Source organism: Pseudokineococcus sp. 5B2Z-1 (genome assembly GCF_037482305.1).
In the GTDB taxonomy this organism is placed as follows: domain Bacteria; phylum Actinomycetota; class Actinomycetes; order Actinomycetales; family Quadrisphaeraceae; genus Pseudokineococcus.
On sequence record NZ_JBBHZG010000005.1, the window covers coordinates 193,751 to 219,508 of the forward strand.

The window sequence follows — 25,758 nt, forward strand, 5'->3', positions numbered from 1 at the left end:
CGGCACCGCACAGCGCCCGGCGCGGCGAGCGCCGACCGACCGCCCCCAGACCCGAGGGACGACCCGCACATGCAGACCTACCCCGGCAGCCCCTACCCCCTGGGGGCCACCTACGACGGCACGGGCACGAACTTCGCCCTCTTCAGCGAGGTCGCCGAGCGCGTCGAGCTGTGCCTCGTGGACGACGAGGGCGGCGAGACGCGGGTGCCGCTGACCGAGGTGGACGGCTTCGTGTGGCACGCCTTCCTGCCGAACGTGCGCCCGGGCCAGCGCTACGGGTACCGGGTCCACGGCCCCTACGCCCCGGCCTCCGGGCACCGGTGCAACCCCGCGAAGCTCCTGCTCGACCCCTACGCCAAGGCCATCGACGGCCAGGACGACGGGGACGAGTCCCTGTTCTCCTACCGCTTCGGCGACAAGGACTCGTTCAACGACGACGACAGCCTCGGCCACACGGCGCTGTCGGTCGTCATCAACCCGTTCTTCGACTGGAGCGCCGACCGCCGCCCGGGGCACGAGTACCACGAGAGCGTCATCTACGAGGCCCACGTCAAGGGCCTGACGATGACGCACCCGGACATCCCCGAGGAGCTGCGCGGCACCTACGCCGCCGTCGGCCACCCGGCCATGGTCAAGCACCTCACCGACCTGGGCGTCACCGCCGTCGAGCTCATGCCCGTCCACCAGTTCGTGCAGGACTCCCACCTCGTCGACCGGGGGCTGCGCAACTACTGGGGCTACAACACGATCGGCTTCTTCGCCCCGCACGGCGAGTACTCCTCGGCGGGCACGCGCGGGGACCAGGTGTCGGAGTTCAAGGCGATGGTGCTGGCGCTGCACCAGGCCGACATCGAGGTCATCCTCGACGTCGTCTACAACCACACCGCCGAGGGCAACGAGATGGGCCCCACCCTCTCCTTCCGGGGCATCGACAACGCCGCCTACTACCGCCTCGTCGACGGCGACGAGCAGCACTACTTCGACACCACGGGCACCGGCAACAGCCTGCTCATGCGCCACCCGCACGTCCTGCAGCTCATCATGGACTCGCTGCGCTACTGGGTGACCGAGATGCACGTCGACGGCTTCCGCTTCGACCTCGCTTCGACCCTGGCGCGCCAGTTCCACGAGGTGGACCGGCTCTCGGCCTTCTTCGACCTCATCCAGCAGGACCCGGTGGTCAGCCAGGTCAAGCTCATCGCCGAGCCCTGGGACGTCGGCGACGGCGGCTACCAGGTCGGCGGCTTCCCCCCGCTGTGGACCGAGTGGAACGGCATGTACCGCGACACGGTCCGCGACTTCTGGCGCGGCGAGGAGTCGACGCTGGCGGAGTTCGCCAGCCGCATCTCCGGCTCCAGCGACCTCTACGAGAGCTCGCGGCGCCGGCCCGTCGCCTCGATCAACTTCGTCACCGCGCACGACGGCTTCACCATGCGGGACCTGGTCTCCTACAACGACAAGCACAACGAGGCCAACGGCGAGGGCGGCGCCGACGGCGAGAGCCACAACCGGTCCTGGAACTGCGGCGTCGAGGGCCCGACCGACGACCCCGAGGTCCTCGTCCTGCGCGCCCGCCAGCAGCGCAACTTCCTGCTCACCCTGCTGCTGAGCCAGGGCGTGCCGATGCTCCTGCACGGCGACGAGCTCGGCCGCACCCAGGGCGGCAACAACAACGGCTACTGCCAGGACAACGAGACCAGCTGGATCGACTGGCGGCTCGACGAGCAGCAGGCCGAGCTGCTCGACTTCACCCGGCGGGCGGTGGCCCTGCGCCGCGAGCACCCCATCTTCCGGCGGCGCCGCTTCTTCAAGGGCGAGGCCTCCAAGGGCGGGCAGTCGGACCTCTCGGACATCGTGTGGATGACGCCCGCCGGCGAGGTGATGAAGGACGGCGACTGGCACAGCCACTTCGCGCGCGCGGTCACCGTCTGGCTCAACGGCCACGAGATCAACGAGCCCGGCCCCCGCGGCGAGCGGGTGGAGGACGACAAGTTCCTCGTCCTCTACAACAGCCACCACGAGGGGCTGGAGTTCGTCATGCCGGACACCGCCTACGGGCCGGCGTGGCGGGCGCTCGTCGACACCGCCTCGCTGCTCGAGGGCCAGGTCGTCCAGGCCGGCGGCTCGCTGCACCTCGGCGCCCGCAGCATGGTCGTCCTCGTGTGCGACCCGGCCCACGCCGAGCCGGAGCCGCTGCGCGCGGCGTCCGCCACGGCGGCCGTCGACGACGGCGCCACCGCCCGCCGCACCCGGGCCGCCCGCAGCCCCGGCGCCGGCGACACGCCCGCGACGCCCGCGACCCCCGCGGCAGACCCGAGCTCCGCCCCGTCCCGGAGCCGGACGCCCCGCCGCCGCAAGGGGGACGCGAAGTGAGCGCACCCGAGACCCCCACCACCGCACCCGTCGCCCCACGGGAGCCGGAGGACCAGGACGCCGCGACGGCCGCGCGCCAGCACCGCCCCGGCCCGGGCCGGACGGTGCCGACGTCGACCTACCGGCTGCAGGTGCAGCCGGAGTTCACCTACGACGACGCCGCGGGCGTCGCCGGGTACCTCGCGCGCCTGGGCGTCACGCACGCCTACCTCTCCCCCGTGCTGCAGGCCGCCCCGGGCTCGACGCACGGCTACGACGTCGTCGACCACTCGCGCCTGTCGCAGGAGGCCGGCGGCCGCGAGGCCTTCGACCGCATGGTCGCGGCGCTGCGCGAGCACGGGCTGTCGGCCGTCGCCGACGTCGTGCCCAACCACGTCGCCGTGCCCACGCCCGCGAGCGCGAACGCCGTCCTGTGGTCCGTGCTGCGCGACGGGCCCTACTCGCCGTACGTCAGCTGGTTCGACGTCGACTGGTCGACCGAGGACCACGCCCTGCTCATGCCCGTGCTGGGCTCGCGCATCGGCCAGGTGCTGGCCGCCGGGGAGCTCGAGCTCGACACGAGCGGCGACGAGCCCCTCCTGCGCTACTACGACCACGTCTTCCCCGTGCGCCCGGGCACCGAGGCGCTGCCGATGGACCGCCTCGTCGAGGCGCAGTGGTACCGCCTGGCGCACTGGCGGGTGGCCGACGAGGAGCTCAACTACCGGCGCTTCTTCGACGTCGACACCCTCGCCGCCGTCCGGGTCGAGGACGAGGGCGTCTTCGACGCCACGCACGCGCTGCTGCTGGAGATGCTCCGCACGGGCGAGCTCGACGGCCTGCGGATCGACCACCCCGACGGCCTCGCCGACCCGCGCGAGTACCTGCGCCGCCTCGCGGACCGCACCGGCGGGGCGTGGGTCGTCGTGGAGAAGATCCTCGAGGGGGCCGAGCAGCTCCCCGACGACTGGCCCTGCGCGGGGACGACGGGCTACGACGCGCTGCTGCGCGTCGGCGGGCTCTTCGTCGACCCGGCGGGCGAGGCGCCGCTGACGGCGCTCTTCACGCAGGTGACCGGCGACCCGGCGGACTTCGGGCCCGTCGTCGAGCAGGCCAAGCGGGAGGTCGTCGCCGAGAACCTCTACACCGAGGTGCACCGCCTCGTGGACCTCCTCAGCGGGATCTGCCACGCCGACGTGCTCCTGCGCGACCACACCCGCCGCGGGCTCACCGAGGTCGTCACCGAGCTGCTCGTGGCCTTCCCCCGGTACCGGGCCTACGTCGTGCCCGGCGAGGCGGCGCCCGCGGAGGCCGCGCACGTGCTCGACGAGGCGGTCGAGGTCGCCCGGGCGCACCTCGCGCCCGAGCGCCACGAGACCCTCGAGGTCGTCCGCGACCTGCTGCTGGGCCGCGAGGCCGGCTCGGCCGGTCGCACCGCGGAGGCGGAGCGGGCCGAGCTGGTCGTCCGCTTCCAGCAGACGTGCGGGCCGGTCATGGCCAAGGGCGTGGAGGACACGGCCTTCTACCGGTGGTTCCGCCTCTCCAGCCTCAACGAGGTGGGCGGCGCGCCGGAGCGCTTCGGCGTGTCGCCGGAGGAGTTCCACGCCTTCTGCGCGGGGATCGTCGAGCACTGGCCGACGACGATGACGACGCTGTCCACGCACGACACGAAGCGGGCGGAGGACGCCCGCGTGCAGCTGTCGGTCGTCTCGGGCGTGCCCGCGGCCTGGGCCGAGGCGCTCGCGCTGTGGCGGCAGGCCGCGGCCGAGCACCGCTCGGCCCTCCTCGACGGCCCCACCGAGATGCTCGTGTGGCAGACGCTCGTCGCCACGTGGGAGCCGGCCGGCGCGGACGGCCCCGGCGGGCCGATCTCCGCCGAGCGCCTGCTCGCCTACCTCGAGAAGGCCGTCAAGGAGGCGAAGCGCCGCACGACGTGGACGGCCCCCGACGAGGAGTACGAGCAGGCCGTCGCCGGCTTCGCCACCGGCGTCCTCGGCGACGAGGCGGTGCTCGCGCAGGTGGGCGCCTTCGTCGCCGCCACCGCACCGGCGGCGCGCTCGGCGGTGCTCGGGCAGAAGCTCGTGCAGCTGACGATGCCGGGCGTGCCCGACGTCTACCAGGGCACCGAGGTCGGCGAGCGCTCGCTCGTCGACCCCGACAACCGCCGGCCGGTGGACTACGCGCGGCGCAGCGCGCTGCTCGAGCGCCTCGACGGCGGGGCGCGCCCCCGTGACCTCGACGAGGAGAAGCTCCTCGTCACCTCGCGGGCGCTGCGCGTGCGCCGCGACCTCGCGGCCGCCTTCACGGGGGCGGGGACGGGCTACGCGCCGCTGCCGACGTCGAGCGGCTCCGCCGTGGCCTTCGCGCGGACGCAGGACGGCGCGCCGCGCGCCGTCACCGTCGCCACGCGGCTGCCCGACGCCCTCGCCCGCTACGGCGGGTGGGGCGAGCACTCGCTCACGCTGCCGGGGACGCCCGCGGGGGCCTGGCGCGACGTGCTCACCGGGCGGGAGCACGCCCCGGGCGCCGCCCGGCTGGCGGACGTCCTCGCCGACCTGCCCGTCGCCCTGCTCGTCGAGGCCTGAGCGCCCCGGACGTCGGGCGCCCGCCGCGCCCGACGTCCGGCCGATCGTCCGACACCCGCACCGCCGCAGGAGGAACCGTGCACGTCTTCACCGTCTGGGCCCCCGACGCCACCGGCGTCGAGGTCGCCGTCGGCGCCTCCGGCGCCCCGGCCGAGGGGGGCCGCCTCGTCACGATGGACGCCTCCGGGGGCGGGTGGTGGTCGGCGACCGTCGAGGACGCCGGCCACGGCACCGACTACGCCTTCTCCGTCGACGGCGGCCCCGCGCGCCCCGACCCGCGCAGCGCCTGGCAGCCCGAGGGCCCCGACGGCCCCAGCCGGGTCTTCGACGCCGCGCGCTTCGCCTGGTCCGACGGGGCGTGGACGGGCGTGGACGGCCGCGGCGCCGTCTTCTACGAGCTCCACGTCGGGACCTTCACGCCCGAGGGCACGCTCGACGCGGCCGTCGGGCGGCTCGACCACCTCGTCGACCTCGGCGTCCAGGTCGTCGAGCTGCTGCCCGTCGCCGCCTTCCCGGGCCGCTGGGGCTGGGGCTACGACGGGGTCGACCTGTGGGCCGTGCACCACCCCTACGGCGGGCCGGAGGCGCTGCAGCGCTTCGTCGACGCCTGCCACGCCCGCGGCCTCGGGGTCTGCCTCGACGTCGTCTACAACCACCTGGGCCCGGCGGGGAACTACCTGCCCGAGTTCGGCCCCTACTTCACCGACCAGCACGAGACGCCCTGGGGCACGGCGGTGAACCTCGACGCGCCGGGCGCCCGGGAGGTCCGCGCCTTCGTCGTCGAGGGGGCCCTGCGGTGGCTGCACGACTTCCACGTCGACGCCCTGCGGCTCGACGCCGTCCACGCGCTCGTCGACGACTCGCCCGTCCACGTGCTGGCCGAGCTGTCGCTGCGGGCGGCCGACCTGTCCGACGAGGTCGGGCGGCCGCTGACGCTCGTGGCGGAGTCCGACCTCAACGACCCGCGCATGGTCGAGCCCGCCGTCGAGGGCGGCTACGGCATGCAGGCGCAGTGGGCCGACGACGTCCACCACGCCGTGCACGCCCTCGTCACCGGCGAGCGGCAGGGCTACTACGTCGACTTCGGCTCGCTGGAGTCCGTCCGCGCCGTCATGACGGGGGCCTTCTGGCACGCCGGCACGTACTCGCCCTTCCGCGAGCAGGTCTGGGGGCGGCCGGTCGACCCGACCCGCCACCGCGGCGGCTCCTTCGTCGCCTACACGTCCAACCACGACCAGGTGGGCAACCGGGCCACCGGCGACCGCCCGTCGGCGAGCCTGCCCGGCGGGGTCCTCGCCGGCAGCGCCGCCCTCGTCCTCCTCGGCCCCTTCTCCCCCATGCTCTTCATGGGCGAGGAGTGGGGCGCGCGCACGCCGTGGCAGTTCTTCACCGACTTCCCCGACCCCGAGCTCGCCGAGGCCGTGCGGACGGGGCGGCGCTCGGAGTTCTCCTCCCACGGGTGGGACGCCGAGGACGTGCCCGACCCGCAGGACCCGGCCACCCGCGACGCCTCGGTGCTCGACTGGGACGAGCCGACGTCGGGGCGCGGCGCGGCGCTGCTCGCGTGGCACCGGCGCCTGCTCGAGCTCCGTGCGACGGAGGGGGACCTGCGCGACGACGTCCTCGGCCGCTCGCCGAGCCTCGACGTCGTCGGCGACGAGGACGCCGGCTGGCTCGTGCTCGTCCGCGGGGCCTTCCGCGTCGCGGTCAACCTCTCCGACCGGGCGCGGGAGGTGCCGCTCGAGCGCGGCGCCGGCGTCGAGGGCGAGAGCGGCGCCGAGCTCGTCGCCTCCTACGCCGAGGACGGCGAGGTCGCCCTGGAGGGCGAGGTCGTGCGCCTGCCCGCCCACGCGGTCGCGGTGGCCCGGCTGCGCTGACGCGGGAGGGGGCCGGCGGACCTCGAGGTCCGCCGGCCCCCGGCGCGTCGGCGTCGGCGCCGGCCGCCGCCCCGGGCGGCCCCGGTCAGGGCCTCAGCGCAGGCCCCCGCGCACGAAGGGGTTGGCGCCCTCGACGCCCATGAGGAACCACGCCGTGGCGCCGATGTGCTGCGACTGGAAGTAGGCGAAGCCGAAGCCGGTGTCGAGCACGCTCGTCGCCGCGACGACGCCGGAGTCCGCCGGCAGCGGCGCGCCGCCCACCGTCTGGTCCTGCCCCACGAGGTCCTGGGCCACCGTGATCTGCCCGAGCAGGCCGCGGGCGCGCCGGGCGTCCGCCTGCCCGCGGCCGCGGTCGGCGTAGGCCGTGGCCAGCTGGCCGGTGCCCTCGAGCCACACGCCCTGCGGGTCGACCGTCAGCCCGTTGTAGACCGCGGTCGAGGTCAGCGACGCCGAGCTGAAGGTCACCCCGGAGACGCGGACGCCGTCGGGCAGCTGGCTCAGCGGCTGCGCGGCGTCGTCGGTCACGGCGAGCGCCTGCCCGGCCCAGTCGAGGGCCCGGGCGTAGCGGCCCTCGCGCAGCGCGAGCCAGCTCCACGCCTGCGGGTCCAGCGGCAGGGGGTCACGGTTGACCGTCGTCCCGTCGTCGCTCCCCGTGTAGAAGTACCCGCCGTCGGGCTCCCAGACGCGCCCGAGGAAGGCGCGGGCGCGCGCCGCCTCCTCGAGCCAGGAGCGGTCGCGCGTGGCCGCGGCGAGCTGGCGGAAGAAGCCCACGCAGTCGACGTTGTGCTCGGTCGAGACGTTGGGGATCCGCTCGTCACCCGCGGTCACGCCGAACGAGAAGCCGCCCAGCGCGCCGTCGTTGCGGGCGTTCGTCGTGATCCACCGGGCGATGGCGAGCGCCCCGTCGAGGTAGCGCTGCTCGCCCGTGCGCTCGTGCAGCTGGACGAGGGCCATGCCGGGCCAGGCCATGTCGCCGACGGCGGTGCCGAGGAAGCCGAACTGGGAGCCGATGTTCGCGGTGCCGTCGGGGAGGCGGAGGCCGTAGGGCTGCGGGACGCCGTCGTAGAAGACGTACGGGCCGACGTTGTAGGCCTGGCGCAGCCGGCCGTCGTCGTAGGCGGGGTCGTTCCCCTGGGCGAACAGCAGGCCGTCGCCGAGACGGCGCGCGAGGGCCTCGCCCCGCGCGGTGCCCGTGGCGAGCGCCGCGCAGATGCTGAGCGCCTCGTCGTAGACGAAGGCCGTGCTGAAGAGCCCGTTCTGGTCGGAGTAGCTCTGCGCCAGCACCGGGCCGTCGCCGTTCGCCGCCGGGTAGGCGTCGGTCATGACCTGGAGGAAGTCCAGGGCGCGCGCGCCCGCGCGGCGCAGCGACGGCGTCGCCACCGAGGGCGGTGCCGCTGCGGCCCCGGTGGCCGGGGCGACCGCCAGCGCCAGGGCTCCGGCGCCGGTGGCACCGGCGAGGACCGCCCGCCGGCTCGGGGCGCGCCGCGGGTCGCGGGTCGGGGTGCGGTGCTCGTCCACGTCGTCTCCTCCTCGGGGGGCGACGCCCTCGTCGCCCGCGGCGGCACTCTCACCCCCCGCGGCGGGAGGGTCAAGGTCGCCTGTCCTCGGGCTCCTGGGCGCCGGTCCCCGTCCGCGGGCGCGCGCGGGGCTCAGGCCCCGTCGCGGGCGAGGGACGTGAGGCGCGAGAGGGCGCGGGAGTACTTCTTCCGGTAGCCGCCCGCGAGCATCTCGGGGGTGAAGAGGTCCGCGAGGCTCGCGCCCGACACGGCGAGCGGGATCGAGCGGTCGTACATCCGGTCGGCGAGCACGACGGTGCGCAGCGCCACGTTCTGGTCCGCGAGCGGGCGCAGCCCCCGCCAGAAGACGTGCGTGACGCCGTCGAGCAGCGCGCCGTAGCGGCTCGGGTGCACGCGGGCGAGGTGCTCCGTCAGCGCGCCCGCGTCGTCGAGGACGGCGCCGCCGCCGACCGCGCGGGCACGGGCCTCGAGCTCGTCGTCGGGCAGCGGCGCGGGCGGGTCGGGCAGGCCGCGGTGGCGGTAGTCCTCGCCCTCGATCCGCACGACGTCGAAGTTGCTGCCGACGGCCTGGATCTCGCGGAGGAAGTCGTCGGCGGCGAAGCGCCCCTCCCCCAGCGAGCCCGGGAGGGTGTTCGAGGTCGCCGCCAGCCGCACGCCGGCGTCGACGAGCTCGCGGAGCAGGCGCGCCATGAGCACGGTGTCCCCCGGGTCGTCGAGCTCGAACTCGTCGATGGCGACGAGGGTCATGGGCGAGAGCGCCCGGACGGCCTCGGCGAAGCCGAGCGCGCCGACGAGGTTGGTGTACTCGACGAAGGTGCCGAAGGCCTTCGGCCCGGGCACGGCGTGCCAGGTCGCCGCGAGCAGGTGCGTCTTGCCGACGCCGAAGCCCCCGTCGAGGTAGACGCCGGGCGCGGCCTGCGGAGTGGTCGGGCGACCGCGCAGCAGCCGCCGCAGGCCGCCCTCCTTCTGGCCGCGCGACGCCTGGGCGTCCCGGACGCGCTCCGCGTGGGCCTCCAGCTCGGTGACGGCCGCCGCCTGCGAGGGCTCGTCGGGCGAGGGCTCGTAGGAGGCGAAGGAGACGTCCGCGAAGCGCGGCGAGGGCACGAGCTCGGCGACGAGCCGGTCGCGCCCCAGCTGCGGCTCGCGGCCCACGAGGGAGCCCACCCCCGTCTCGCGCCCGCCCCGCTCCTGGCTCGCCGGGCCCTCGCCCGCCGGGTCCCCGCTCGTCGTCGTCACGGGCCACGACCCTAGGCGGCTCGTCGCCGTCCGCAGCGTGGGCGCGGCTGCGGCCGCTGCCCCGGTGCGGGAAGATCCGGCCGCTCCCGAGGTGTTGCCCGGTGAGCAGGACGCGGACCGCGACCACCCGCGGCGGCGAGAGCCCCGCGCGCGGGCCCGCGACGACCACGACAGCGACCGACTCGTGCGATCCCGAGGAGAGCCCCGTGCCCGTCCCCACCGACCCGAGCCCGGCCCTGGCCGAGTACGCCCACCCCGAGCGCCTCGTCACGACCGCGTGGCTGGCCGACCACCTCGGCGACGAGGGCCTCGTCGTCGTGGAGTCCGACGAGGACGTGCTGCTCTACGAGACCGGCCACATCGCCGGCGCCGTCAAGGTCGACTGGCACACCGACCTCAACGACCCGGTGACCCGCGACTACGTCGACGGCGAGGCCTTCGCCCGGCTCATGTCGGCCAAGGGCATCAGCCGCGACTCCACCGTCGTCGTCTACGGCGACAAGTCGAACTGGTGGGCGGCCTACGCGCTGTGGGTCTTCACCCTCTTCGGCCACGAGGACGTGCGGCTCCTCGACGGCGGGCGCGCCGCCTGGCTGGCCGAGGACCGCCCCATGACGACGGACGCGCCGTCGCCGGCCCCCACGGACTACCCCGTCGTCGAGCGCCGTGACGAGGAGGTCCGCGCCTTCGCGCCCGACGTCCTCGCGCACCTCGGCACCGGCCCGCTCGTCGACGTCCGCTCGCCCGAGGAGTACACCGGCGAGCGCACGCACATGCCCGCCTACCCGGAGGAGGGCGCCCTGCGCGGCGGCCACATCCCCACCGCCCAGTCGGTGCCGTGGGCGCGCGCGGCGGCCGAGGACGGCCGCTTCAAGGGCCGCGCCGAGCTCGAGGCCATCTACACGGGCGAGAAGGGCCTGCAGCCGGGCGACGACGTCATCGCCTACTGCCGCATCGGCGAGCGCTCCTCGCACACGTGGTTCGTGCTCACCCACCTGCTCGGCTTCGACAGGGTGCGCAACTACGACGGCTCGTGGACCGAGTGGGGCAACGCCGTGCGCGTGCCCATCGCCACGGGCTCCGAGCCCGGCGACGCCCCGGCGCGGCGCTCGTGACCGCCGCGACCACCGGCGGCGCCGCGGGCACGGGCGGCCCCACGGAGGGCCTGCCCGCGGCGCTGGCCGAGATCGTCGAGGACTTCCACGCCGTCAGCGAGCCCGAGCGGCTGCAGCTGCTCCTCGACTTCAGCCGGGGCCTGCCGGCGCTGCCGCCGCGGTACGCCGACCACCCCGAGCTCCTCGAGCCGGTGCCGGAGTGCCAGTCGCCGATCTTCCTGCTCACCGAGGTGGACGACGACGCCGACCGCACCGTGCACCTGTTCTTCTCGGCCCCCGCGGAGGCGCCGACGACGCGCGGTTTCGCCGGCATCCTCGCCGAGGGCCTCGACGGGCTGCCCGCCGCGCAGGTGCTCGACGTCCCGGGCGACGTCTGCTCGCGCCTGGGCCTGGACCGCGCCGTCAGCCCGCTGCGGCTGCGCGGCATGACCGGGATGCTGGGCCGCATCCAGCGCCAGGTCCGCGAGTCGACGGCCGCCTGACGGCCGGCGTGGGCGTGCGGCTCCTGCACCCCCCGTCGCTCGGCGCCCCCCGCGAGGTGGCGCCGGCGGCGGGGGGTGCGGCGTCCCCGGACGCCGAGGACGACCTCGCGGCGCTCTACGCCCACGACCTCCCGGAGCCGGGCCGCGACGCCCGGGTCCGCGCCAACCTCGTCACCACCCTCGACGGCGCCGCCGCCGGCGAGGACGGCTCGAGCCGCTCGATCTCCGGGCCCACCGACCTCCGCGTCCTCGTCCTGCTGCGCTCGCTCGCCGACGTGGTGCTCGTCGGGGCGCGGACGGCGCGCGCGGAGGTCTACGGACCGCTGCGGGTGCGGGCGTCCCTGGCCGCCCGGCGCTCCGCCCTCGGGCAGGCGCCGGCCCCGGCGCTCGCCGTCGTCACCCGCTCCGGGCGGCTGCCCGACGCGGCGCTCGCCCGTCGCGACGACGGCGGGGCGGTGATGGCCGTGACCTGCGAGAGCGCAGGAGAGGACGTGCTGGGCCGGCTGCGCGCGGCGCTGGGCGACGGCGGCGTCGTCGTCACCGGGCACGACGACGTCGACCTCGCGGCCGCCGTCGCCGCGCTGGCGGACCGGGGCCTGCGGCGCGTGCTCTGCGAGGGCGGCCCCGCGCTGCTGCGGGACGTCGCGGCCGCCGGCCTGCTCGACGAGCTGTGCCTCACGACGTCGCCGCTGCTCGTCGCCGGCGACGGCCCGCGCGCCCTCGTCGGCCCCGCGCTCACCGCGCACCTCGACCTGGCGTCGCTGCTGCTGGCCGACGACGGCGGCGGCACCCTGCTCGGCCGGTGGGTCGTGCGCCGCCCCGGCAGCGCGTAGACGCGCCGACCGGGGACCTGGGGGCGCCACGCCGTCAGGTCGTCGGCACCGCGGACGTCGAGGGACGGCACGCCGTCACGAGCCCCGCGAAGTCCGCGGACGTCCGGCAGGCCCTCGACGCGTCCCCCTGCCGACCTCCCTCGGCACCGCGGGGGTGCGGGCACGTGCGCAGCCGGCACGCCGGGCCGGCTCCGCACGCCCGCCCGGTCCGGCGTCAGAGGTGCTCGAGCAGGAACCGGGCGACCTCGCGCTCCCAGCGCTCCGGGTCGGTGTTCCACTCCTTGGTGTGCTGCGCTCCCGGGAAGTCCCGGAAGACGACGAGGTCGGGTCGGGCGGCCGCGAGCCGCCGCGAGGGCCCGATGGGGACGACGTCGTCGTCGGCGGCGTGGAGCAGCAGGACGGGCAGCCGCAGCTCGTCGGCGCGGACGACCCAGTCGAGGCGGGCGACGTCGATGGGCGCGCTGACGCCGAGCAGCGCCCGCGCCTCCGGCCGGGCCAGCATGGCGACGCCGAGACGACCGGCGGCCCAGGGCAGCCGGTTCCGGCGCGCCGCGTGCTCCAGCACGTCGCGCCAGTCGACGACCGGCGAGTCGAGGACGACCGCGCGGACCCGGTCGGCGGTCCACGACCGCGTGGCGAGCTGCAGGACGATGGCCCCGCCCATCGACCAGCCGACGAGGACGACCTCCCGCGCGCCGTGGTCGAGGGCGTGGAGCACGGCCGCCTCGACGTCCAGCCACTCGGTGTCCCCCAGGCCGTAGTGGCCCGCGGACTCGGGCGGGGCGTCGGCGTCGTTGCGGTAGGCCGGCACGAGGCACGGCAGCCCCAGGCGGTGCAGCAGCGGCACCGCGCGGAGGCACTCCTCGCGCGTGGCGCCGCGGCCGTGGACGAGCACGGCCCAGACCTCGCCCCCCGCCCGCCCGGTCGACCCGGCGCCGCCCTCGGCGTCGCGGTGCCCACGGGCGGCCGGCACGAACCACGCGGGGAGGCCGCCGAGCGGCGTCGCGACCCGGACGTCCTCGTGCGCGAGGTCGAGCGCCGACGTCGGGTCGCCGACGTGGACGGTCCCGCTCCAGCGCGCCGGGCCGGGCGCGAGGCCGCCCTCCGGCGCCGTGAGCAGCTCGCGCACGACGGCGCCCCGCTCCTCGCGCACCACCGCGCCGACCTGCGCCGCGCGGCGCCCGCCGTCGAGGAGGAGGACGTAGCGGCCGGGGGCGCGGGTCTGGGCGTCCGCCGTCACCGTGACGACGGGCCCGTCCGGCCCGGCGCCCTCGAGGTCCACCGCGAGGACCCGGACGTCGTCCGGCCGCTCGTGCACGGGCCTGACCACCTGCCGGACGAAGAAGGCGGCGAGCCCGGAGACGGCGGCGGCCGCCAGCGACGTCGCCGCGACGGCACCGGCCCCGCTCCAGGCCGCCACCCGGGCCGCGGTGCGCGCCCGGCGCCGGGCGACGGGCCCCACCGGCAGGCGCCGGCGCACGGCGCCGAGCCCGCGCCCGGCCGCGGCGACCGGCGCCCCCCACGGCGCGCCCCGACCCGGGAGCCGACGACGACCGGTCGACCACCCCCCGCTCGTCGGGCGTCCTCCGCTCATCGGGGCCTCTCCGCTCATCGGGGACACCGGGCGACCGCGAGGGCGCTCACGACCATCGGCACCTGCAGCGGCACCCGGACCACCGTGACCACCCGCCGGGTCCGCGAGGCGCGGGGCGAGCGCAGCGCGCGCTGCGCCATGGAGATGTTGGCGGGCCAGACCGCCAGCAGCAGCGCCGCGGACAGCACGCCCCCGGCCCGGCGGGTGTCGGGCGCGGCGAGGGCCGCGGCGCAGACCAGCTCGGCGGCCCCGGACAGCAGCGTCCAGGGTCGGGGCGCGCCGAGCGCGCGGGGCACGGCCGCGTCGAACACCGCGGGGCGCACGAGGTGGAGCAGCCCGGTCGCGGTGAAGGAGGCGGACATCCACCGGGCGGCCGCGTCGGCGCCCGTCCGGCGCCGCCGCCCGTCCCCCCTGTGGTCCCGCCCGTGGTCCCGCTCCTGCCGGAGGAGCCGGTCCCCCGGGCCGCCGCGTCCTCGACGTCCAGCCATGCCGCCATCCTGCCCGGCGCCCGCGCCCCGCGCGGCGCGGGCGGCGCGGGCAGCGCGGGGCGCCGTGGCCCACCGCCCGCTGCAGACCGGGGTCGAGGGCGCCGGTGGACGCCCCGGGTCCGGTGCCCGGGTGCGGTGCCCGGGTGCAGGATCGGCCCGTGCCCACCTCCCGCCGCCCCGCCGCCGACGCCGAACCCGGGCCCGAGCCGGTGCCCGGCGGCGCGCGCCTCGCCCTGCCGGTGCTGCCGCCCGTGGACCCCATGCTCGCGCGGGCGGTCGGCGCCGTCCCGGAGCCGGCGTCGGTCGACGGGGGCCTCTGGTACGAGCCGAAGTGGGACGGCTTCCGCTGCGTCGTCTTCTACGACGGCACCGCCGAGGGCGGGCCGGCGGTCGAGCTGGGCAGCCGCGGCGGCAAGCCGCTCACGCGCTACTTCCCCGAGGTCGTGGCCGAGCTCGTCGACCAGCTCGGCGGCGCGCGGTGCGTCGTCGACGGCGAGGTCGTCGTCCGCCGCGGCCAGCCGGGCGCCGAGCGCCTGGACTGGGAGGCCCTCTCCCAGCGGATCCACCCCGCCGCCTCGCGCGTGCGGACCCTCGCGGAGGAGACGCCCGCCTCCTTCGTGGCCTTCGACCTGCTCGCCGAGGGCGACGAGGACCTCACCGACCACCCGGCCGAGGAGCGGCGCCGCCGGCTGGAGGCGGCGTGGGCCGGGGTGCGGGGGCCCCTGCACGTGACCCAGCGCACCGACGACGCCGACCTGGCGCGGCGCTGGCTCGCCGACTTCGAGGGCGCGGGCCTCGACGGCGTCGTCGCCAAGCCGCGCGCGGCGCGCTACGAGCCCGGCCGCCGGGTGATGGCGAAGGTCAAGCACGCCCGGACGGCCGACGTCGTCGTCGTCGGGTACCGGGTCCACAAGAGCGGTGAGGGCGTGGGCTCGCTCCTGCTCGGCCTGCGCCCGCCGGACGGCGAGGACTTCCACCAGGTGGGCGGCGCCTCAGCCTTCACGGCGGCCCGGCGCCGGGAGCTGGTGGACGAGCTGGCCCCGTACGTCGAGCGGGACGAGGACGGAGAGCCGGTCCGGGGCGCCGGCGAGCGCAACCGCTTCTCCGCGAGCAGGGACGGCTCCTTCGTCGTCGTGCGCCCCGAGCTCGTCTGCGAGGTCGGCTACGACCAGCTCGAGAACGGCCGGTTCCGGCACGTCGTGCGCTTCCTGCGGTGGCGCCCGGACCGGGAGCCGCTCTCGTGCACCACCGACCAGATCGAGGTGCCGGCGGCCTACGACCTGGCGGCCGTGCTCTCCGGGGGCTGACGCCCCGGCGCGAGGGCTCGACTAGCCTGCGCCCGTGCCCGAGGAGAGCCTGCCCCCCGAGACCGCCCCCACGGCCGCCGCCTCGGAGGTCGTCCTGCTCCTCACCGAGGAGGCCCTCGACGAGGGCGACGCGGAGCGCGTCGCGGCGCTGCACGAGGTCGAGGGCGTGCGGGCCGCCTACCGCGTCCTCGTGCCGGCGGACACCGAGCGCAACCTGCTCGCGGACGTCGTCGACCACCTCAGCCTCTTCGAGATGCGCGCCGCCCTCGACGCCGTCCGCGAGGGGCAGCCCGACGAGCGGGAGGCCCGGGCCGAGGCGACGAGCGCCCTCGAGCAGTCGCTCGCGGCGCTGCGCGGCGCGGGGTGCGCCGCCGAGGGCGAGGTCGTCCAGGACGACCCGCTGCCCGCGCTCGAGGCGGCCGTCGGCGCGGGCGGCGTGCGCGAGGTCGTCGTGGTCACGCGCCCCCACGCCGTCGAGGACACCTTCCACCGCGACTGGGCCTCGCGCGCCCGCGACGCCCTCGGCGTGCCGGTGCTGCACGTCTACGGCGGGACGGCGCGGCTGGGCTGAGGCTACGGTCGCCCCCATGACCGAGAGCGACCCCCAGGGCCTGGACCACCTGCAGAACCGCCTGCAGCACGTCCTCGGCGAGCTGCGGCGGCTGCAGGGCACGCCGCCCGCCGAGATCCGCGAGCAGCTCGTCGCGGCCATCGCCGCGGAGGGCCTGCCGGACCAGCCGCCGTCGTGGCTGCGCGACGCCTCCGCCGAGCTGTCCGCCGGGCGCCTCGTCGTCATCGGCCCCCGGCAGATCCCCGAGGAGGCCGAGCACCTCGAGCCCGACCCCGACCAGCACGCCGCGGGCTGACCGCCCCGCCCGCCCGGGGAGCTCGGCCCACCTCCCGCCCGGGGCCCCCGCGTCGGCTCAGGTCTCGTCGGGCCCCTCGGGGTCGTCCTGGTCGTCCCAGTAGCCCGAGCGCGCCTGGCCGCTGCCGTCGGCGTCGTCCGCGCTGCCGCTGGCGAGGTGGATGCCCTGGCGCCAGGCGTCCTCGGGCTCGGCGTCGCCCGCCGCCGTGGTCGCCGCGGGCTCGTGCGCGGGCGTGCCGGGGCTCGCCTCCGTCGGCACGAGCACCTCGTCCCCCGAGTCGTCCCGCTCGGTCCCGCCACCGGGCTGCTCACGCACCTCGTCCGCCTGCATGGCCCCATCCTGGCGCGCCCGGCGGCGCCGCCGCTCCCGGTGGGGCGTGCGGGGCGCGGTGCGGGGGGCGAGGGCGCGGCGGGAAGGGGGTGGCGGGCGCCCGTGTTGGGACGGGCATGACCTCCACCTCCCCGAACCCGTCCGCCGGCCCTCCGTCCGCCGGCACTGTGCCCGAGCCGGCGGGCGCGCCGGAGCCCGTGCGCCGCAGCGACGCCGAGTGGCGCGAGCGCCTGTCGCCCGAGGAGTACTCGGTGCTGCGCCTCGGGGGCACCGAGCGCCCCTACACCGGTGAGTACACCGACGAGAAGACCGTGGGCGTGTACAGCTGCCGCGCCTGCGGCACGGAGCTCTTCCGCTCCGAGACGAAGTTCGACTCCCACTGCGGCTGGCCGTCCTTCTACGCCCCGCTGGCCGAGGACCGCGTGCGCTACATCAGCGACCGCTCCCTCGGCATGGTCCGCACCGAGGTCCGCTGCGCCGCGTGCGACGGCCACCTGGGCCACGTCTTCGAGGGCGAGGGCTACGGCACCCCGACCGACCAGCGCTACTGCATCAACTCCGTCTCGCTGCGCCTGCAGCCCGAGCGGTCCTGAGCGGCCCGGTGGCCCGGCTCGAGACGGTCGCCGGCCGCTCCGACGGGGACGCCGTCGCGGGCCCCGTCGGCGAGGTCCGGCGCGCCCGACCCGACGACCTCGACGCCGCCACGCTGCACGCCCTCGTGCGGCTGCGGGTCGACGTCTTCGTCGTCGAGCAGGAGTGCCCCTACCCCGAGCTCGACGGCCGGGACCTCGAGCCGGGCACCGAGCACCTGTGGCACACCGGCGACGGCCGCGTGCGCGCGGGCGAGCGCGTCCCCGTGGCGGCGGCCCTCCGCGTCCTCGAGGACGCGGGGGGCGGGCCGCGGCGGGTCGGCCGCGTCGTCACGGCGCCGTCGGCGAGGGGCCAGGGCCTCGCGTCGGTGCTCCTCGCCGACGTCGTGGGCCGGCACGGCCACGAGGACCTCGTCCTCGACGCCCAGGCGCACCTGGCCGGCTGGTACGCCCGCCACGGCTTCGAGGTCGTCGGCGAGGAGTTCCTCGAGGACGGCATCCCCCACGTGCCCATGCGCCGTCCCGGCACCGCGGGCTGACGCGCTCCCCCGCCGGGGTCGTCCGGGCCCGCGGGACGCACGAGAGCCCCGCCCCTCGAGGGGCGGGGCTCTCGTGCGTCGGGGTGCCGGCGCGGCCGTCAGGGCAGGCGCTCGACCGCCTCGGCCGGGCTCACCCGCGGCCCCGTGTAGAAGGGCAGCTCCTCGCGGACGTGGCGCCGCGCCTCGGTGGCCCGCAGCTCGCGCATGAGGTCGACGATGCGGTGCAGCTCGTCGGCCTCGAAGGCCAGCAGCCACTCGTAGTCGCCCAGCGCGAAGGCGCTCACGGTGTTGGCCCGCACGTCCGGGTACGGCATGGCGGCCATGCCGTGGTCGCGCAGCATCTTCTTGCGGTCGGCGTCCTCGAGCAGGTACCAGTCGTAGGAGCGCACGAAGGGGTACACGCACAGGTAGCCGCGCGCCTCCTCCCCCGCCATGAAGGCCGGCACGTGCCCCTTGTTGAACTCCGCCGGCCGGTGCAGCCCGGTCGAGGACCACACGGGCTCGAGCACGCGGCCCACCGCCGAGCGCCGCAGCCGGTGGTAGGCGCCCTGCAGGGCCTCGACCGACGACGCGTGCCACCAGACCATGACGTCGGCGTCGGCGCGCAGGCCGCTGACGTCGTAGAGGCCGCGGACGACGACGTCGTCGTCAGCCGCGAGGAGCTCCTCGAGCTCGCGCGCCGCCGCGGGGCGCTCGTCCTCGGGCATCCGCCCCGCGGCCCGGAACACCGACCACATCGTGTAGCGGATCGTCGCGTTGATCTCCGCCGAGGTGGGGGCCGCCGCGGCGGCCGCCTCCGGGGCGGACGAGGTGCTGGTGGACGCGTCGCTCGTCGTCTGGCTCACGTCCCCATGGTCCCAGGCCCCTGCGGCACGGGCCCGGCGGGAGGGGCCCCGCCGACCCCGGCGACCGGTGCGCTCCCGACGAGGAGCCGCGCCGCGGCCCGGCGGCCGGACGCGACGCACGCGGGGACGCCGACGCCCTCGTACGCCGAGCCCGCGACGGCGAGCCCGGGCCGGGCGGCCACGTCGGCGAGCGCGCGGGCGACGAGGTCGAGGTGGCCGGGGCCGTACTGCGGCAGCCCGTCCCGCCAGCGCACGACGCGGCCGCCCAGCACCGGCACCGCCGGGGAGCCGGGCCCGCCGAGCAGCTCGCCCAGCTCGGCGGCCGACGCGCGGAGCAGGTCCGCGTCCTCCCGGTCGAGGACGGCCTCCTCCCCCGCCCGCCCCATGGACGCGCGCAGCACGGCCGGCGGGTCGTCGCCCCCGCCCGCTCCCCCCGCGGCCGCGGAGCGGGCGAGCCAGCGCCACTTCACGCTCGAGAACGTCGAGGCCTTGACGAGGCGGCCGTCCACGGGCGGCACGAGGAGCCCCGAGCGCCCCGCCCCCGCGAGCACCCGCCCCGGGACGACGAGCGTGGCGATGGCGCTGCTCGCCGTGCGGACCTGCCCGAGGGCCGCGGCGGCGACGGGCGCCGCCCCCCGCAGCAGCCGGGCGGCCGCGGGCGCGGGCAGCGCGACGACGACGGCGCTCGCCACCACCGGCCCGGCGGGGGTGCCGACGACCCAGCGGCCGCCCGACCCGGACAGGGGTGCGGACGACGGCCCGGAGGCCGGCCCGGACGACGGCGCGGACGACGACCCGGGCAGCGGCTCGAGCGAGGTGGCGGGCGTCCCGCGGCGCACCTCGACGCCGTCGCGCACGAGCTGGGCGGCGACCTCCTCGGCGAGCCGAGCGACGCCGCCCCGCACCCCCGCGAAGACGGGGCCGGCCGCGGGAGCGCCCGCGGTGGTCGGGGCGCCCGCCGGCGCCGTCGTCGCCCCCGCCCCGCCGGCGCTCCCCCCGCTCGCCGCCGCCCCGGGACGCAGGAGCGGCTCGCCGCGGACGGCGACGTCCCACAGCGCCGGGACGGTGGCGCGCAGCGACAGGGCGCTCGCGCTGCCGGCGTAGACGCCGCCGAGCAGCGGCTCGACGAGGCGGTCGACGACGGCGCGCCCCACGCGCCCCGCGACCCACGAGGCCACGTCGACGTCGTCGGCGGTGAGCGGGGCGACGCGCTCCTCGGCGGCCACGCGGGCGACCTCGGCCGGCGTCAGCAGCCCCGCCAGGTGGGCGGTCGAGCGCGGCACGCCCATCGTCGTGCCGGGCGGCAGGTCGTGCAGGCGCCCCCGCGAGGCCACGGCCGCCGGCACGGCCTCCGGGTGCTCGACCTCGTCCGCGAGGCCGAGCTCGTCCAGCAGCGCGACGGCCTCGGGGCGCCGGGCGAGCAGCGACTCGGGCCCGAGGTCGACGACGAGCGGCTCGTCGCGGCCGGGCACGTCCACCGCGCCGCGGGACATCACCCCGCCGACGCGGTCCGCGGCCTCGAGCACGAGCACCTCGGCGCCCCCTCGGCGCAGCTCGCGGGCCGCCACCAGGCCGCTGATGCCGGCCCCCACCACGACGACCGGGGCGACGTCCGGGCCGTGCCCGTCCCCCCCGTGACCGCCCGTCGGCACGGCGCCGCTCAGCGGGTCGTCGTCTCGTGCACGAGGTCGACGACCCGCGCGAGCACGTCGGGGTCCGTCGTCGGCAGGACGCCGTGGCCGAGGTTGAAGACGTGGCCCGGGGCGGCCCGCCCGGCCTCGAGGACCTCGAGCACGCGCTCGCGCACCACGGGCCACGGGGCGAAGAGGGCGGCCGGGTCGAGGTTGCCCTGGAGGGGCACCGGCCGGCCCACGGCGGCGGCCGTCCGCCGGGCGGCCTCGTCGAGCGGGACGCGGAAGTCGACGCCGACGACCTCGGGCCCCGCCTCGGCCATCGCGCCGAGCAGCTCGCCCGTCCCGGTGCCGAAGTGGATGCGGGGCACGCCGAGGTCGGCCACCCCCTCGAGCACCGCCGTCGAGTGCGGCAGGACGTAGCGCCGGTAGTCGGCGAGCGGCAGGGCGCCGATCCAGGAGTCGAAGAGCTGCACGGCCCGGGCGCCGGCCTCGACCTGCACGCGCAGGAACGTCGTCGTCAGCGCGGCGAGGCGCTCCATGAGCGCGTGCCACAGGCCCGGGTCGCCGTACATCATCGCCTTGGTGACCTCGTGGTGGCGGCTCGGGCCGCCCTCGACGAGGTAGCTGGCCAGGGTGAAGGGGGCGCCGGCGAAGCCGAGCAGCGGCACGTCGCCGAGCTCGGGCACGAGCATCCGCACCGCCTCGTCGACGAAGCCGACCTGCGCGGGGTCGAGGACGGGCAGGGCGTCGACGTCGGCGGCCGTCCGCACGGGGGCGGCGATGACGGGTCCGGTGCCGGGGACGATGTCGAGGTCGACGCCCGCGGCCGCCAGCGGCACGACGATGTCGCTGTAGAGGACGGCGGCGTCGACGCCGTAGCGGCGCACCGGCTGCAGCGTGATCTCGGTGACGAGCTCGGGCGTGCGGCAGGCCTCGAGCATCGCCGTGCCCGCCCGCGCCGCCCTGTACTCGGGCAGGGAGCGGCCCGCCTGGCGCATGAACCACACGGGGGTCCGCGAGCCCCGCCGTCCCGCGGCAGCGGCGGCGAAGGGGCCCTCCGCCGCGCCGCCGGCGCGAGGAGCGTCGGCGCCGGCCCGGCCGGTCCCCGCTGCGGCGTCGGCCTCGACGTCGTGGTCGGCGTCGGTCGGGGCGGTGGTGCGGGGGGTGTCGGGCACCCGCCGATGGTCCCACGGGGTGCTCGTCGGCGTGGCGGGGCCGCGGGTCCGCCCCCGCCCGCCCGGGGCCGCCTACCGTGCGGCGCGTGGACGGGCGCGGGAGCAGGGACGGCACGCGCGGCGCCGCCGGCGCCGGCAGCGGCTCCGTCGTCGAGCGCTGCACCGCGAGCCTGCGCGCCGCGCGCACGCGCCCCGAGGTGCGGCTGGCCGAGGTCCCCGCCCCCGCCCGGGTGGCGCCCTTCGCCGTCGCCCTGTCGGCCGACGTCGCCCGCGCCGGCGACGACGAGGACCTCGCCACGGGACGCTTCGTGATGCTGCACGACCCCGCCGGCCAGGAGGCCTGGGAGGGCGACCTGCGCGTCGTCACCTTCGCCCGGGCCGAGCTCGACCCCGAGACCGGCGCCGACCCGCTGCTCGGTGACGTCGGCTGGTCGTGGTTCGTGGACGCGCTCGCCGAGGGCGGCGTCGAGCACGCCGCCGCGGGGGGCACCGTGACGCGCGTGCTGTCCGACAGCTACGGCAGCCTCGCCGAGCGCGAGCCGACGGTCGAGCTGGAGGTCCGCGCCTCCTGGTCCCCGCTCGGCGGGCCGGACGCGGTCGGCGACCACCTGCGCGCGTGGGCCGACCACCTGCTCTGCACGGTGGCCGGCCTCCCGCCGCTGCCCGCGGGCGTCACCGCCCTCCCCCGCCGCACCCGCTGACGGCCCCCGCAGCGGCCCCTGCCGCAGCAACCCCTGCCGCAGCAGCCCCTCCCGCAGCGTCCCCGCTGCAGCGCGCGGGCGGCTGCCGCCCGGGCCGCGGGCGTGCCGCCCGGGAGGGCGCCTGCCGCGCAGCGGAGGCGACCGCCGGGCAGGTCCTGTAGCCGAGGCCCGGTGACGGCTCAAGCGCCCGGACGGGTGTGCCGATGGGACTCCAGACAGCGCCCATGGAGGGGCGCTGCGAAGGGAGCCCTCGTGTCCGCCGTCCTGCCGCCCACCGCACGGCCCGCCGCGCCGACCGCCGTCCGCACCGGCGCCCGCCCGGCCGCGCCCGCGGTCGCCCGCATCCCCAGCCAGCAGCCCCGGACCCGCGAGGGCCTCTCCGGCGAGCGGGGCACCGCGCTCGTCGCGCTGTCCTCGTCGTCGCTGCGCCGCGCCGCCGTCCGCGTGCTCCGCGCCCTGGGCGCCCGCGAGGTGCTGGCCGCCCCCGACGCGGCCGCCGCCCGCACCCTCGCCACCCGCCGCACGGGTGCCGTGGCCGTCGTCCAGCCGTCCTTCGGGGGCGGGACCGGCCTCGGGCTCGTCCGCGAGACCGCCGCCGGCGGGTGGGCGACGACCGTCGTCGTCGACCACCGCCGCGAGGGCGCCGACGCCGCCGCCGCCGCGGGCGCCGCCCTGGCCGCGGGCGCCCGCTGCTACCTCGTCGTCGACCCGGTCGACGAGGACGGCGGCCCCCTGCGCCCGGTGCGCCGCCTCGACGCCGTGCCTCCCACCGGCGCGTGGGAGGACCTCTCCGAGCGCGAGGTCCAGGTCATCTCCCTCGTCGCCGAGGGCCGCTCCAACCGCGACGTCGGCGAGGTGCTCGGCCTGTCCGCCCTCACGGTGAAGAGCCACCTCGCCCGCATCGCCCGCAAGCTGCGCACCGGCGACCGCGCCGAGATGGTCGCCATCACCCTGCGAGCGGGCCTCGTCAGCTGACGACCCGCCCCGCCCGCCCGGAGCCCGGTCGGCTCCCACCGGACCGTCCCACCGCCGCGCGCCCGACCCGGGCGCGCGGCGGTGGCGCGCCGGGCGCCGGTGCGGTGCGCACCGGCGGCACCGGACCCAGCACCGACCCGGCGCCGTCCGGCGTCGATCCGGGCAGCGCGGCGCGCGGGCCTACGGTGACCCCATGACCGACGGCCAGCCCCGCACCGCGGCCGGTGCCGCCGAGGGCGACGTCCCCGAGGACGACGCCCCCGCTCTCCCGGTGCTCACCGAGCCCGCCGAGGGCGTCCCGGAGGTCGTGGCCGACGGGGCGGGCCTCGCCGACGCCGCGGAGCGCCTCGCCGCGGGGACCGGCCCCCTGGCCGTCGACGCCGAGCGGGCCTCGGGCTACCGCTACGGCCAGCGCGCCTTCCTCGTCCAGCTGCGCCGGGCGGGCACGGGCACGCTGCTCGTCGACCCCGACGCGCTGCCCGACCTGTCCGTCCTCGCCGACGCCGCCGGCGACGCCGAGTGGGTCCTCCACGCCGCCGGGCAGGACCTGCCCTGCCTCGCCGACGTCGGGATGCGACCGGGCGGCGACCTCGTCGACACCGAGCTCGGCGCCCGCCTCGCCGGCTTCCCCCGCGTGGGCCTGGCGGCGGTCCTCCAGCGCCTCCTGGGCGTCGACCTGGCCAAGGAGCACTCGGCGGTCGACTGGTCCACGCGCCCGCTGCCCGAGCCGTGGCTGCGGTACGCGGCGCTCGACGTCGAGCTGCTCCTGCCGCTGCGCGACGCGCTCCTCGCCGTCCTCGACGAGCAGGGCAAGCTCGACTGGGCGCGGCAGGAGTTCGCCGCGGTCCGCGACGCGCCACCCGCCCCGCCGCGCACCGACCCGTGGCGCCGCACCTCCGGGCTCCACGCGGTCCGCTCCCGGCGCCAGCTCGCCGTCGTCCGCGAGCTGTGGGAGGAGCGCGAGCGCATCGCCCAGCGCCGCGACGTCTCCCCCGGCCGCGTGCTGCCCGACCGCGCCGTCGTCGCGGCCGCGACGGCGATGCCGACCTCCCCGGCGGCCCTGACCGCCATGCCCGTCTTCTCGGGCCCGGCCAACCGGCGGCGCGCGGCCACCTGGCTCGAGGCGGTGCGCCGCGGCCAGGCGCTGCCCGAGCGCGACCTGCCCCCCACCTCCACGCCGTCCAGCGGGCCCCCGCCCCCGCGCTCGTGGAAGGACAAGGACCCGGCCGCCGCGGCGCGCCTGGCCGCGGCGCGCGACGTCGTCGCCGCCCGGTCCGAGGAGCTGGCGGTCCCCGTCGAGAACCTCCTGCAGCCGGACCTGCTGCGGCGCACCTGCTGGGAGCCGCCCTCCCCGCTCGACGAGGCCGGCCTGCGCCGCGCCCTGGCCGCGGGCGGCGCCCGCCCGTGGCAGGTCGACCTCCTGGCGCCGGCCCTGGCCGCGGCGATGCGCGGGGCGGGCGCCGGGAGCACGGACGACGGCGGCGGCGGGGCGGCTCAGCCGTAGGGGTCCTCCCCCAGGGGCGAGTCGGAGTGGAAGTCCCCCAGCTCGCTCCCGCTCGTCTCGACGCCCTGCCCGGGGCCGTCGCCGTAGAGCCCGTCGCGGTCGTCGGCGGCCTCCAGGGTGCCCTGCTGCGGCCCGTCGCCGTAGAACCCGGTGTCGGGCACCGCCTCCGGCTCCGTCGTCTCGCCGTGCATCTCGCTCATCGACCCTGTCCCTCCTGCGGTCCTCCTCCCCCGGCAGCGGCTGCTGCGGGGCTCGCGGTCGGTGCCGCCCGGCGCCCGACCGCGGCGCCGGCGTCCGCCGGGGGCCGAGCGGGCCGGCGCGACGGGTCGGCGGCGGCGCGCTCCACGCCGAGCCGGTCGACGGCGGCGGGGTCCTCCACCCGGCGCGCGAGGTGCGCCAGGGCCTGGACGGGGGTGCGGCCGAGCGCGGTCGCCGCGGAGGCCAGCGGTCCCCGGTCGGCCGGCACGCCCGCGAGCACCCGCCACGCGCTGTCGGCCGCGTAGGTCGAGGTCGCCGCCAGCCGCTCCCACTCCGCCCGCGCCGGCTCGTCCGGGCGCAGCCCGAGCACCTCCCGGAGCCAGGGGCCCCGCGCGGCCGCGGACAGCGCCTCCGCCGTGGTGCCGTCGGCCGAGCGCAGCACCTTGGCGGCGACGCCGTGCGCCCAGGCCCGCGAGGCCCACCGCGCCGGCACGGGGGCCACCGGCTCGCCCCGCAGGCCGGCGAGGACCCCGGCCGCCACGCCGGTGGCCACCTCCTCGGGCGGCGCAGCGCCCAGCACCGACCGCCGGGCGCGCACGCACGACCACGCCAGCCCGGCGACGGCCGCCTCGCCGGCCGCCCCGCGCCACCCGGCCACCAGGGCCTCGCGCGCCGCGGGCACGAGCCGCGGCGGCACCAGCCCCGTCAGCGCCGCCACGGTCCACGTGTCGACGAGCAGGCCCAGCAGCGGCTCGGCCGCCACCTGCGCCCCCCGCGCGACGTCCCGCTGGCGCAGCGCCCCCGGCGCGCGCACGGGGCCGTACCAGGGGGGCAGCGGCCCCACGAGCGGCGCCGGGTCCGCCGGCGGGGGCCCTCCCCCCTCGGGGGCGAGGGGGACGTCGACGAGCACCGGGGCGTCGCAGGAGGACGTGTGGACGGCGAAGCGCCCGGGGGGCAGGGAGACCACGTGGGCGGACTGCGCCTCGTCCATGCCGGTCGCGGGGGGGGGGGGGGA

General features: G+C 78.0%; 23 protein-coding genes and 1 pseudogene. 14 read left to right on the plus strand and 10 right to left on the minus strand.

From position 1 onward, the window contains the following. Nucleotides 1-69: 69 nt before the first annotated feature. The 3 genes from glgX to treZ all read left to right on the plus strand — a co-directional run bounded on the left by glgX (nucleotide 70) and on the right by treZ (nucleotide 6,814). Nucleotides 70-2,373, plus strand: a complete 2,304-nt coding sequence (gene glgX / locus WDV85_RS13875) for a glycogen debranching protein GlgX (protein ID WP_339571188.1) — start codon at nucleotides 70-72, stop codon at nucleotides 2,371-2,373. After that, nucleotides 2,370-4,937: a malto-oligosyltrehalose synthase gene (gene treY / locus WDV85_RS13880; RefSeq protein WP_339571189.1), complete on the plus strand. Its 2,568-nt coding sequence runs from the start codon at nucleotides 2,370-2,372 to the stop codon at nucleotides 4,935-4,937. The genes glgX and treY overlap by 4 nt, the downstream gene beginning before the upstream one ends. A gap of 77 nt (nucleotides 4,938-5,014) precedes the next feature. Then, on the plus strand, nucleotides 5,015-6,814 hold the full coding sequence (gene treZ, locus WDV85_RS13885) for a malto-oligosyltrehalose trehalohydrolase (RefSeq protein WP_339571190.1): 1,800 nt from the start codon (nucleotides 5,015-5,017) through the stop codon (nucleotides 6,812-6,814). A gap of 93 nt (nucleotides 6,815-6,907) precedes the next feature. Here treZ and WDV85_RS13890 read toward each other — a convergent pair whose 3' ends face one another. Next, entirely contained in the window at nucleotides 6,908-8,332 is a 1,425-nt protein-coding gene (locus WDV85_RS13890) for a hypothetical protein (RefSeq protein WP_339571191.1), read from the minus strand. A 131-nt stretch (nucleotides 8,333-8,463) separates the two neighbouring features. After that, nucleotides 8,464-9,495, minus strand: a complete 1,032-nt coding sequence (gene zapE / locus WDV85_RS13895; protein WP_445263338.1) for a cell division protein ZapE — start codon at nucleotides 9,493-9,495, stop codon at nucleotides 8,464-8,466. Between the two features lie 278 nt (nucleotides 9,496-9,773). Between zapE and WDV85_RS13900 the strand changes: the two genes are divergently transcribed. Genes WDV85_RS13900 through WDV85_RS13910 form a run of 3 tightly spaced genes read left to right on the plus strand, consistent with a single transcriptional unit; the run spans nucleotide 9,774 to nucleotide 11,997 of the window. Beyond that, the gene (locus tag WDV85_RS13900) at nucleotides 9,774-10,682 is read left to right on the plus strand and encodes a sulfurtransferase (RefSeq protein WP_339571193.1); all 909 of its coding nucleotides are present in this window, start codon (nucleotides 9,774-9,776) and stop codon (nucleotides 10,680-10,682) included. Further along, nucleotides 10,679-11,164, plus strand: coding sequence for a SufE family protein (locus tag WDV85_RS13905; RefSeq protein ID WP_339571194.1), 486 nt, complete (start codon nucleotides 10,679-10,681; stop codon nucleotides 11,162-11,164). The genes WDV85_RS13900 and WDV85_RS13905 overlap by 4 nt, the downstream gene beginning before the upstream one ends. Before the next feature lie 8 nt (nucleotides 11,165-11,172). After that, nucleotides 11,173-11,997 (plus strand): dihydrofolate reductase family protein, encoded by an 825-nt coding sequence (locus WDV85_RS13910; RefSeq protein ID WP_339571195.1) that lies wholly within the window; start codon nucleotides 11,173-11,175, stop codon nucleotides 11,995-11,997. 214 nt (nucleotides 11,998-12,211) lie between these two features. Here the strand turns inward: WDV85_RS13910 and WDV85_RS13915 are convergent, their stop codons facing one another. Both WDV85_RS13915 and WDV85_RS13920 read right to left on the minus strand, forming a co-directional pair. Continuing rightward, on the minus strand, nucleotides 12,212-13,591 hold the full coding sequence (locus tag WDV85_RS13915; RefSeq protein ID WP_339571196.1) for an alpha/beta hydrolase: 1,380 nt from the start codon (nucleotides 13,589-13,591) through the stop codon (nucleotides 12,212-12,214). Nucleotides 13,592-13,605: 14 nt separating this feature from the next. Continuing rightward, complete coding sequence (locus WDV85_RS13920) at nucleotides 13,606-14,079, minus strand: DoxX family protein (protein WP_339571197.1); 474 nt, start codon at nucleotides 14,077-14,079, stop codon at nucleotides 13,606-13,608. 260 nt (nucleotides 14,080-14,339) lie between these two features. Here WDV85_RS13920 and WDV85_RS13925 point away from each other — a divergent pair, with 260 nt between their 5' ends. Genes WDV85_RS13925 through WDV85_RS13935 form a run of 3 tightly spaced genes read left to right on the plus strand, consistent with a single transcriptional unit; the run spans nucleotide 14,340 to nucleotide 16,252 of the window. Continuing rightward, nucleotides 14,340-15,386, plus strand: a complete 1,047-nt coding sequence (locus WDV85_RS13925; protein WP_445263339.1) for an ATP-dependent DNA ligase — start codon at nucleotides 14,340-14,342, stop codon at nucleotides 15,384-15,386. 34 nt (nucleotides 15,387-15,420) lie between these two features. Further along, nucleotides 15,421-15,957 carry a hypothetical protein gene (locus WDV85_RS13930; RefSeq protein WP_339571199.1) on the plus strand — a complete coding sequence of 179 codons (537 nt, stop codon included), beginning with the start codon at nucleotides 15,421-15,423 and terminating at the stop codon, nucleotides 15,955-15,957. Between the two features lie 16 nt (nucleotides 15,958-15,973). After that, nucleotides 15,974-16,252, plus strand: coding sequence for a hypothetical protein (locus tag WDV85_RS13935; protein ID WP_339571200.1), 279 nt, complete (start codon nucleotides 15,974-15,976; stop codon nucleotides 16,250-16,252). Nucleotides 16,253-16,309: 57 nt separating this feature from the next. Here the strand turns inward: WDV85_RS13935 and WDV85_RS13940 are convergent, their stop codons facing one another. Further along, a complete protein-coding gene (locus WDV85_RS13940) occupies nucleotides 16,310-16,582 on the minus strand; it encodes a hypothetical protein (protein WP_339571201.1) in 273 nt (90 codons plus the stop codon). Nucleotides 16,583-16,698: 116 nt separating this feature from the next. Here WDV85_RS13940 and msrB point away from each other — a divergent pair, with 116 nt between their 5' ends. Next, nucleotides 16,699-17,175 carry a peptide-methionine (R)-S-oxide reductase MsrB gene (msrB, locus tag WDV85_RS13945; protein ID WP_339571202.1) on the plus strand — a complete coding sequence of 159 codons (477 nt, stop codon included), beginning with the start codon at nucleotides 16,699-16,701 and terminating at the stop codon, nucleotides 17,173-17,175. A gap of 113 nt (nucleotides 17,176-17,288) precedes the next feature. After that, nucleotides 17,289-17,711 carry a GNAT family N-acetyltransferase gene (locus tag WDV85_RS13950; RefSeq protein ID WP_445263340.1) on the plus strand — a complete coding sequence of 141 codons (423 nt, stop codon included), beginning with the start codon at nucleotides 17,289-17,291 and terminating at the stop codon, nucleotides 17,709-17,711. 98 nt (nucleotides 17,712-17,809) lie between these two features. Here the strand turns inward: WDV85_RS13950 and hemQ are convergent, their stop codons facing one another. From hemQ to hemE, 3 genes are all read right to left on the minus strand, one after another. Further along, nucleotides 17,810-18,472, minus strand: a complete 663-nt coding sequence (gene hemQ, locus WDV85_RS13955; RefSeq protein ID WP_445263341.1) for a hydrogen peroxide-dependent heme synthase — start codon at nucleotides 18,470-18,472, stop codon at nucleotides 17,810-17,812. 80 nt (nucleotides 18,473-18,552) lie between these two features. After that, the gene (gene hemG / locus WDV85_RS13960; protein ID WP_339571205.1) at nucleotides 18,553-20,208 is read right to left on the minus strand and encodes a protoporphyrinogen oxidase; all 1,656 of its coding nucleotides are present in this window, start codon (nucleotides 20,206-20,208) and stop codon (nucleotides 18,553-18,555) included. A gap of 8 nt (nucleotides 20,209-20,216) precedes the next feature. Beyond that, nucleotides 20,217-21,365 (minus strand): uroporphyrinogen decarboxylase, encoded by a 1,149-nt coding sequence (hemE, locus tag WDV85_RS13965; RefSeq protein WP_339571206.1) that lies wholly within the window; start codon nucleotides 21,363-21,365, stop codon nucleotides 20,217-20,219. An 86-nt stretch (nucleotides 21,366-21,451) separates the two neighbouring features. On the opposite strand from hemE, the gene WDV85_RS13970 reads away from it, so the two are divergent. The 3 genes from WDV85_RS13970 to WDV85_RS13980 all read left to right on the plus strand — a co-directional run bounded on the left by WDV85_RS13970 (nucleotide 21,452) and on the right by WDV85_RS13980 (nucleotide 24,545). Then, a complete protein-coding gene (locus WDV85_RS13970; protein ID WP_339571207.1) occupies nucleotides 21,452-22,066 on the plus strand; it encodes a DUF3000 domain-containing protein in 615 nt (204 codons plus the stop codon). A 252-nt stretch (nucleotides 22,067-22,318) separates the two neighbouring features. After that, complete coding sequence (locus WDV85_RS13975) at nucleotides 22,319-23,041, plus strand: response regulator transcription factor (RefSeq protein ID WP_339571208.1); 723 nt, start codon at nucleotides 22,319-22,321, stop codon at nucleotides 23,039-23,041. Nucleotides 23,042-23,234: 193 nt separating this feature from the next. Further along, the gene (locus WDV85_RS13980) at nucleotides 23,235-24,545 is read left to right on the plus strand and encodes an HRDC domain-containing protein (protein WP_339571209.1); all 1,311 of its coding nucleotides are present in this window, start codon (nucleotides 23,235-23,237) and stop codon (nucleotides 24,543-24,545) included. On the opposite strand, the gene WDV85_RS13985 is transcribed toward WDV85_RS13980, so the two are convergent. Continuing rightward, nucleotides 24,536-24,745: a hypothetical protein gene (locus WDV85_RS13985; RefSeq protein ID WP_298803253.1), complete on the minus strand. Its 210-nt coding sequence runs from the start codon at nucleotides 24,743-24,745 to the stop codon at nucleotides 24,536-24,538. The genes WDV85_RS13980 and WDV85_RS13985 overlap by 10 nt on opposite strands. Next, a pseudogene (locus WDV85_RS13990) lies at nucleotides 24,742-25,758 on the minus strand (hypothetical protein); the annotation flags it as partial. The pseudogene WDV85_RS13990 and the gene WDV85_RS13985, both read right to left, overlap by 4 nt.

Coding starts and splice junctions, on each gene's coding strand:
- msrB (WP_339571202.1), top strand. CDS start 16,699: ATGACCTCCACCTCCCCGAACCCGTCCGCCGGCCCTCCGTCCGCCGGC.
- WDV85_RS13935 (WP_339571200.1), top strand. CDS start 15,974: ATGACCGAGAGCGACCCCCAGGGCCTGGACCACCTGCAGAACCGCCTG.
- WDV85_RS13920 (WP_339571197.1), bottom strand. CDS start 14,079: ATGGCTGGACGTCGAGGACGCGGCGGCCCGGGGGACCGGCTCCTCCGG.
- WDV85_RS13985 (WP_298803253.1), bottom strand. CDS start 24,745: ATGAGCGAGATGCACGGCGAGACGACGGAGCCGGAGGCGGTGCCCGAC.
- WDV85_RS13915 (WP_339571196.1), bottom strand. CDS start 13,591: ATGAGCGGAGGACGCCCGACGAGCGGGGGGTGGTCGACCGGTCGTCGT.
- glgX (WP_339571188.1), top strand. CDS start 70: ATGCAGACCTACCCCGGCAGCCCCTACCCCCTGGGGGCCACCTACGAC.
- WDV85_RS13940 (WP_339571201.1), bottom strand. CDS start 16,582: ATGCAGGCGGACGAGGTGCGTGAGCAGCCCGGTGGCGGGACCGAGCGG.
- WDV85_RS13980 (WP_339571209.1), top strand. CDS start 23,235: ATGACCGACGGCCAGCCCCGCACCGCGGCCGGTGCCGCCGAGGGCGAC.
- WDV85_RS13925 (WP_445263339.1), top strand. CDS start 14,340: ATGCTCGCGCGGGCGGTCGGCGCCGTCCCGGAGCCGGCGTCGGTCGAC.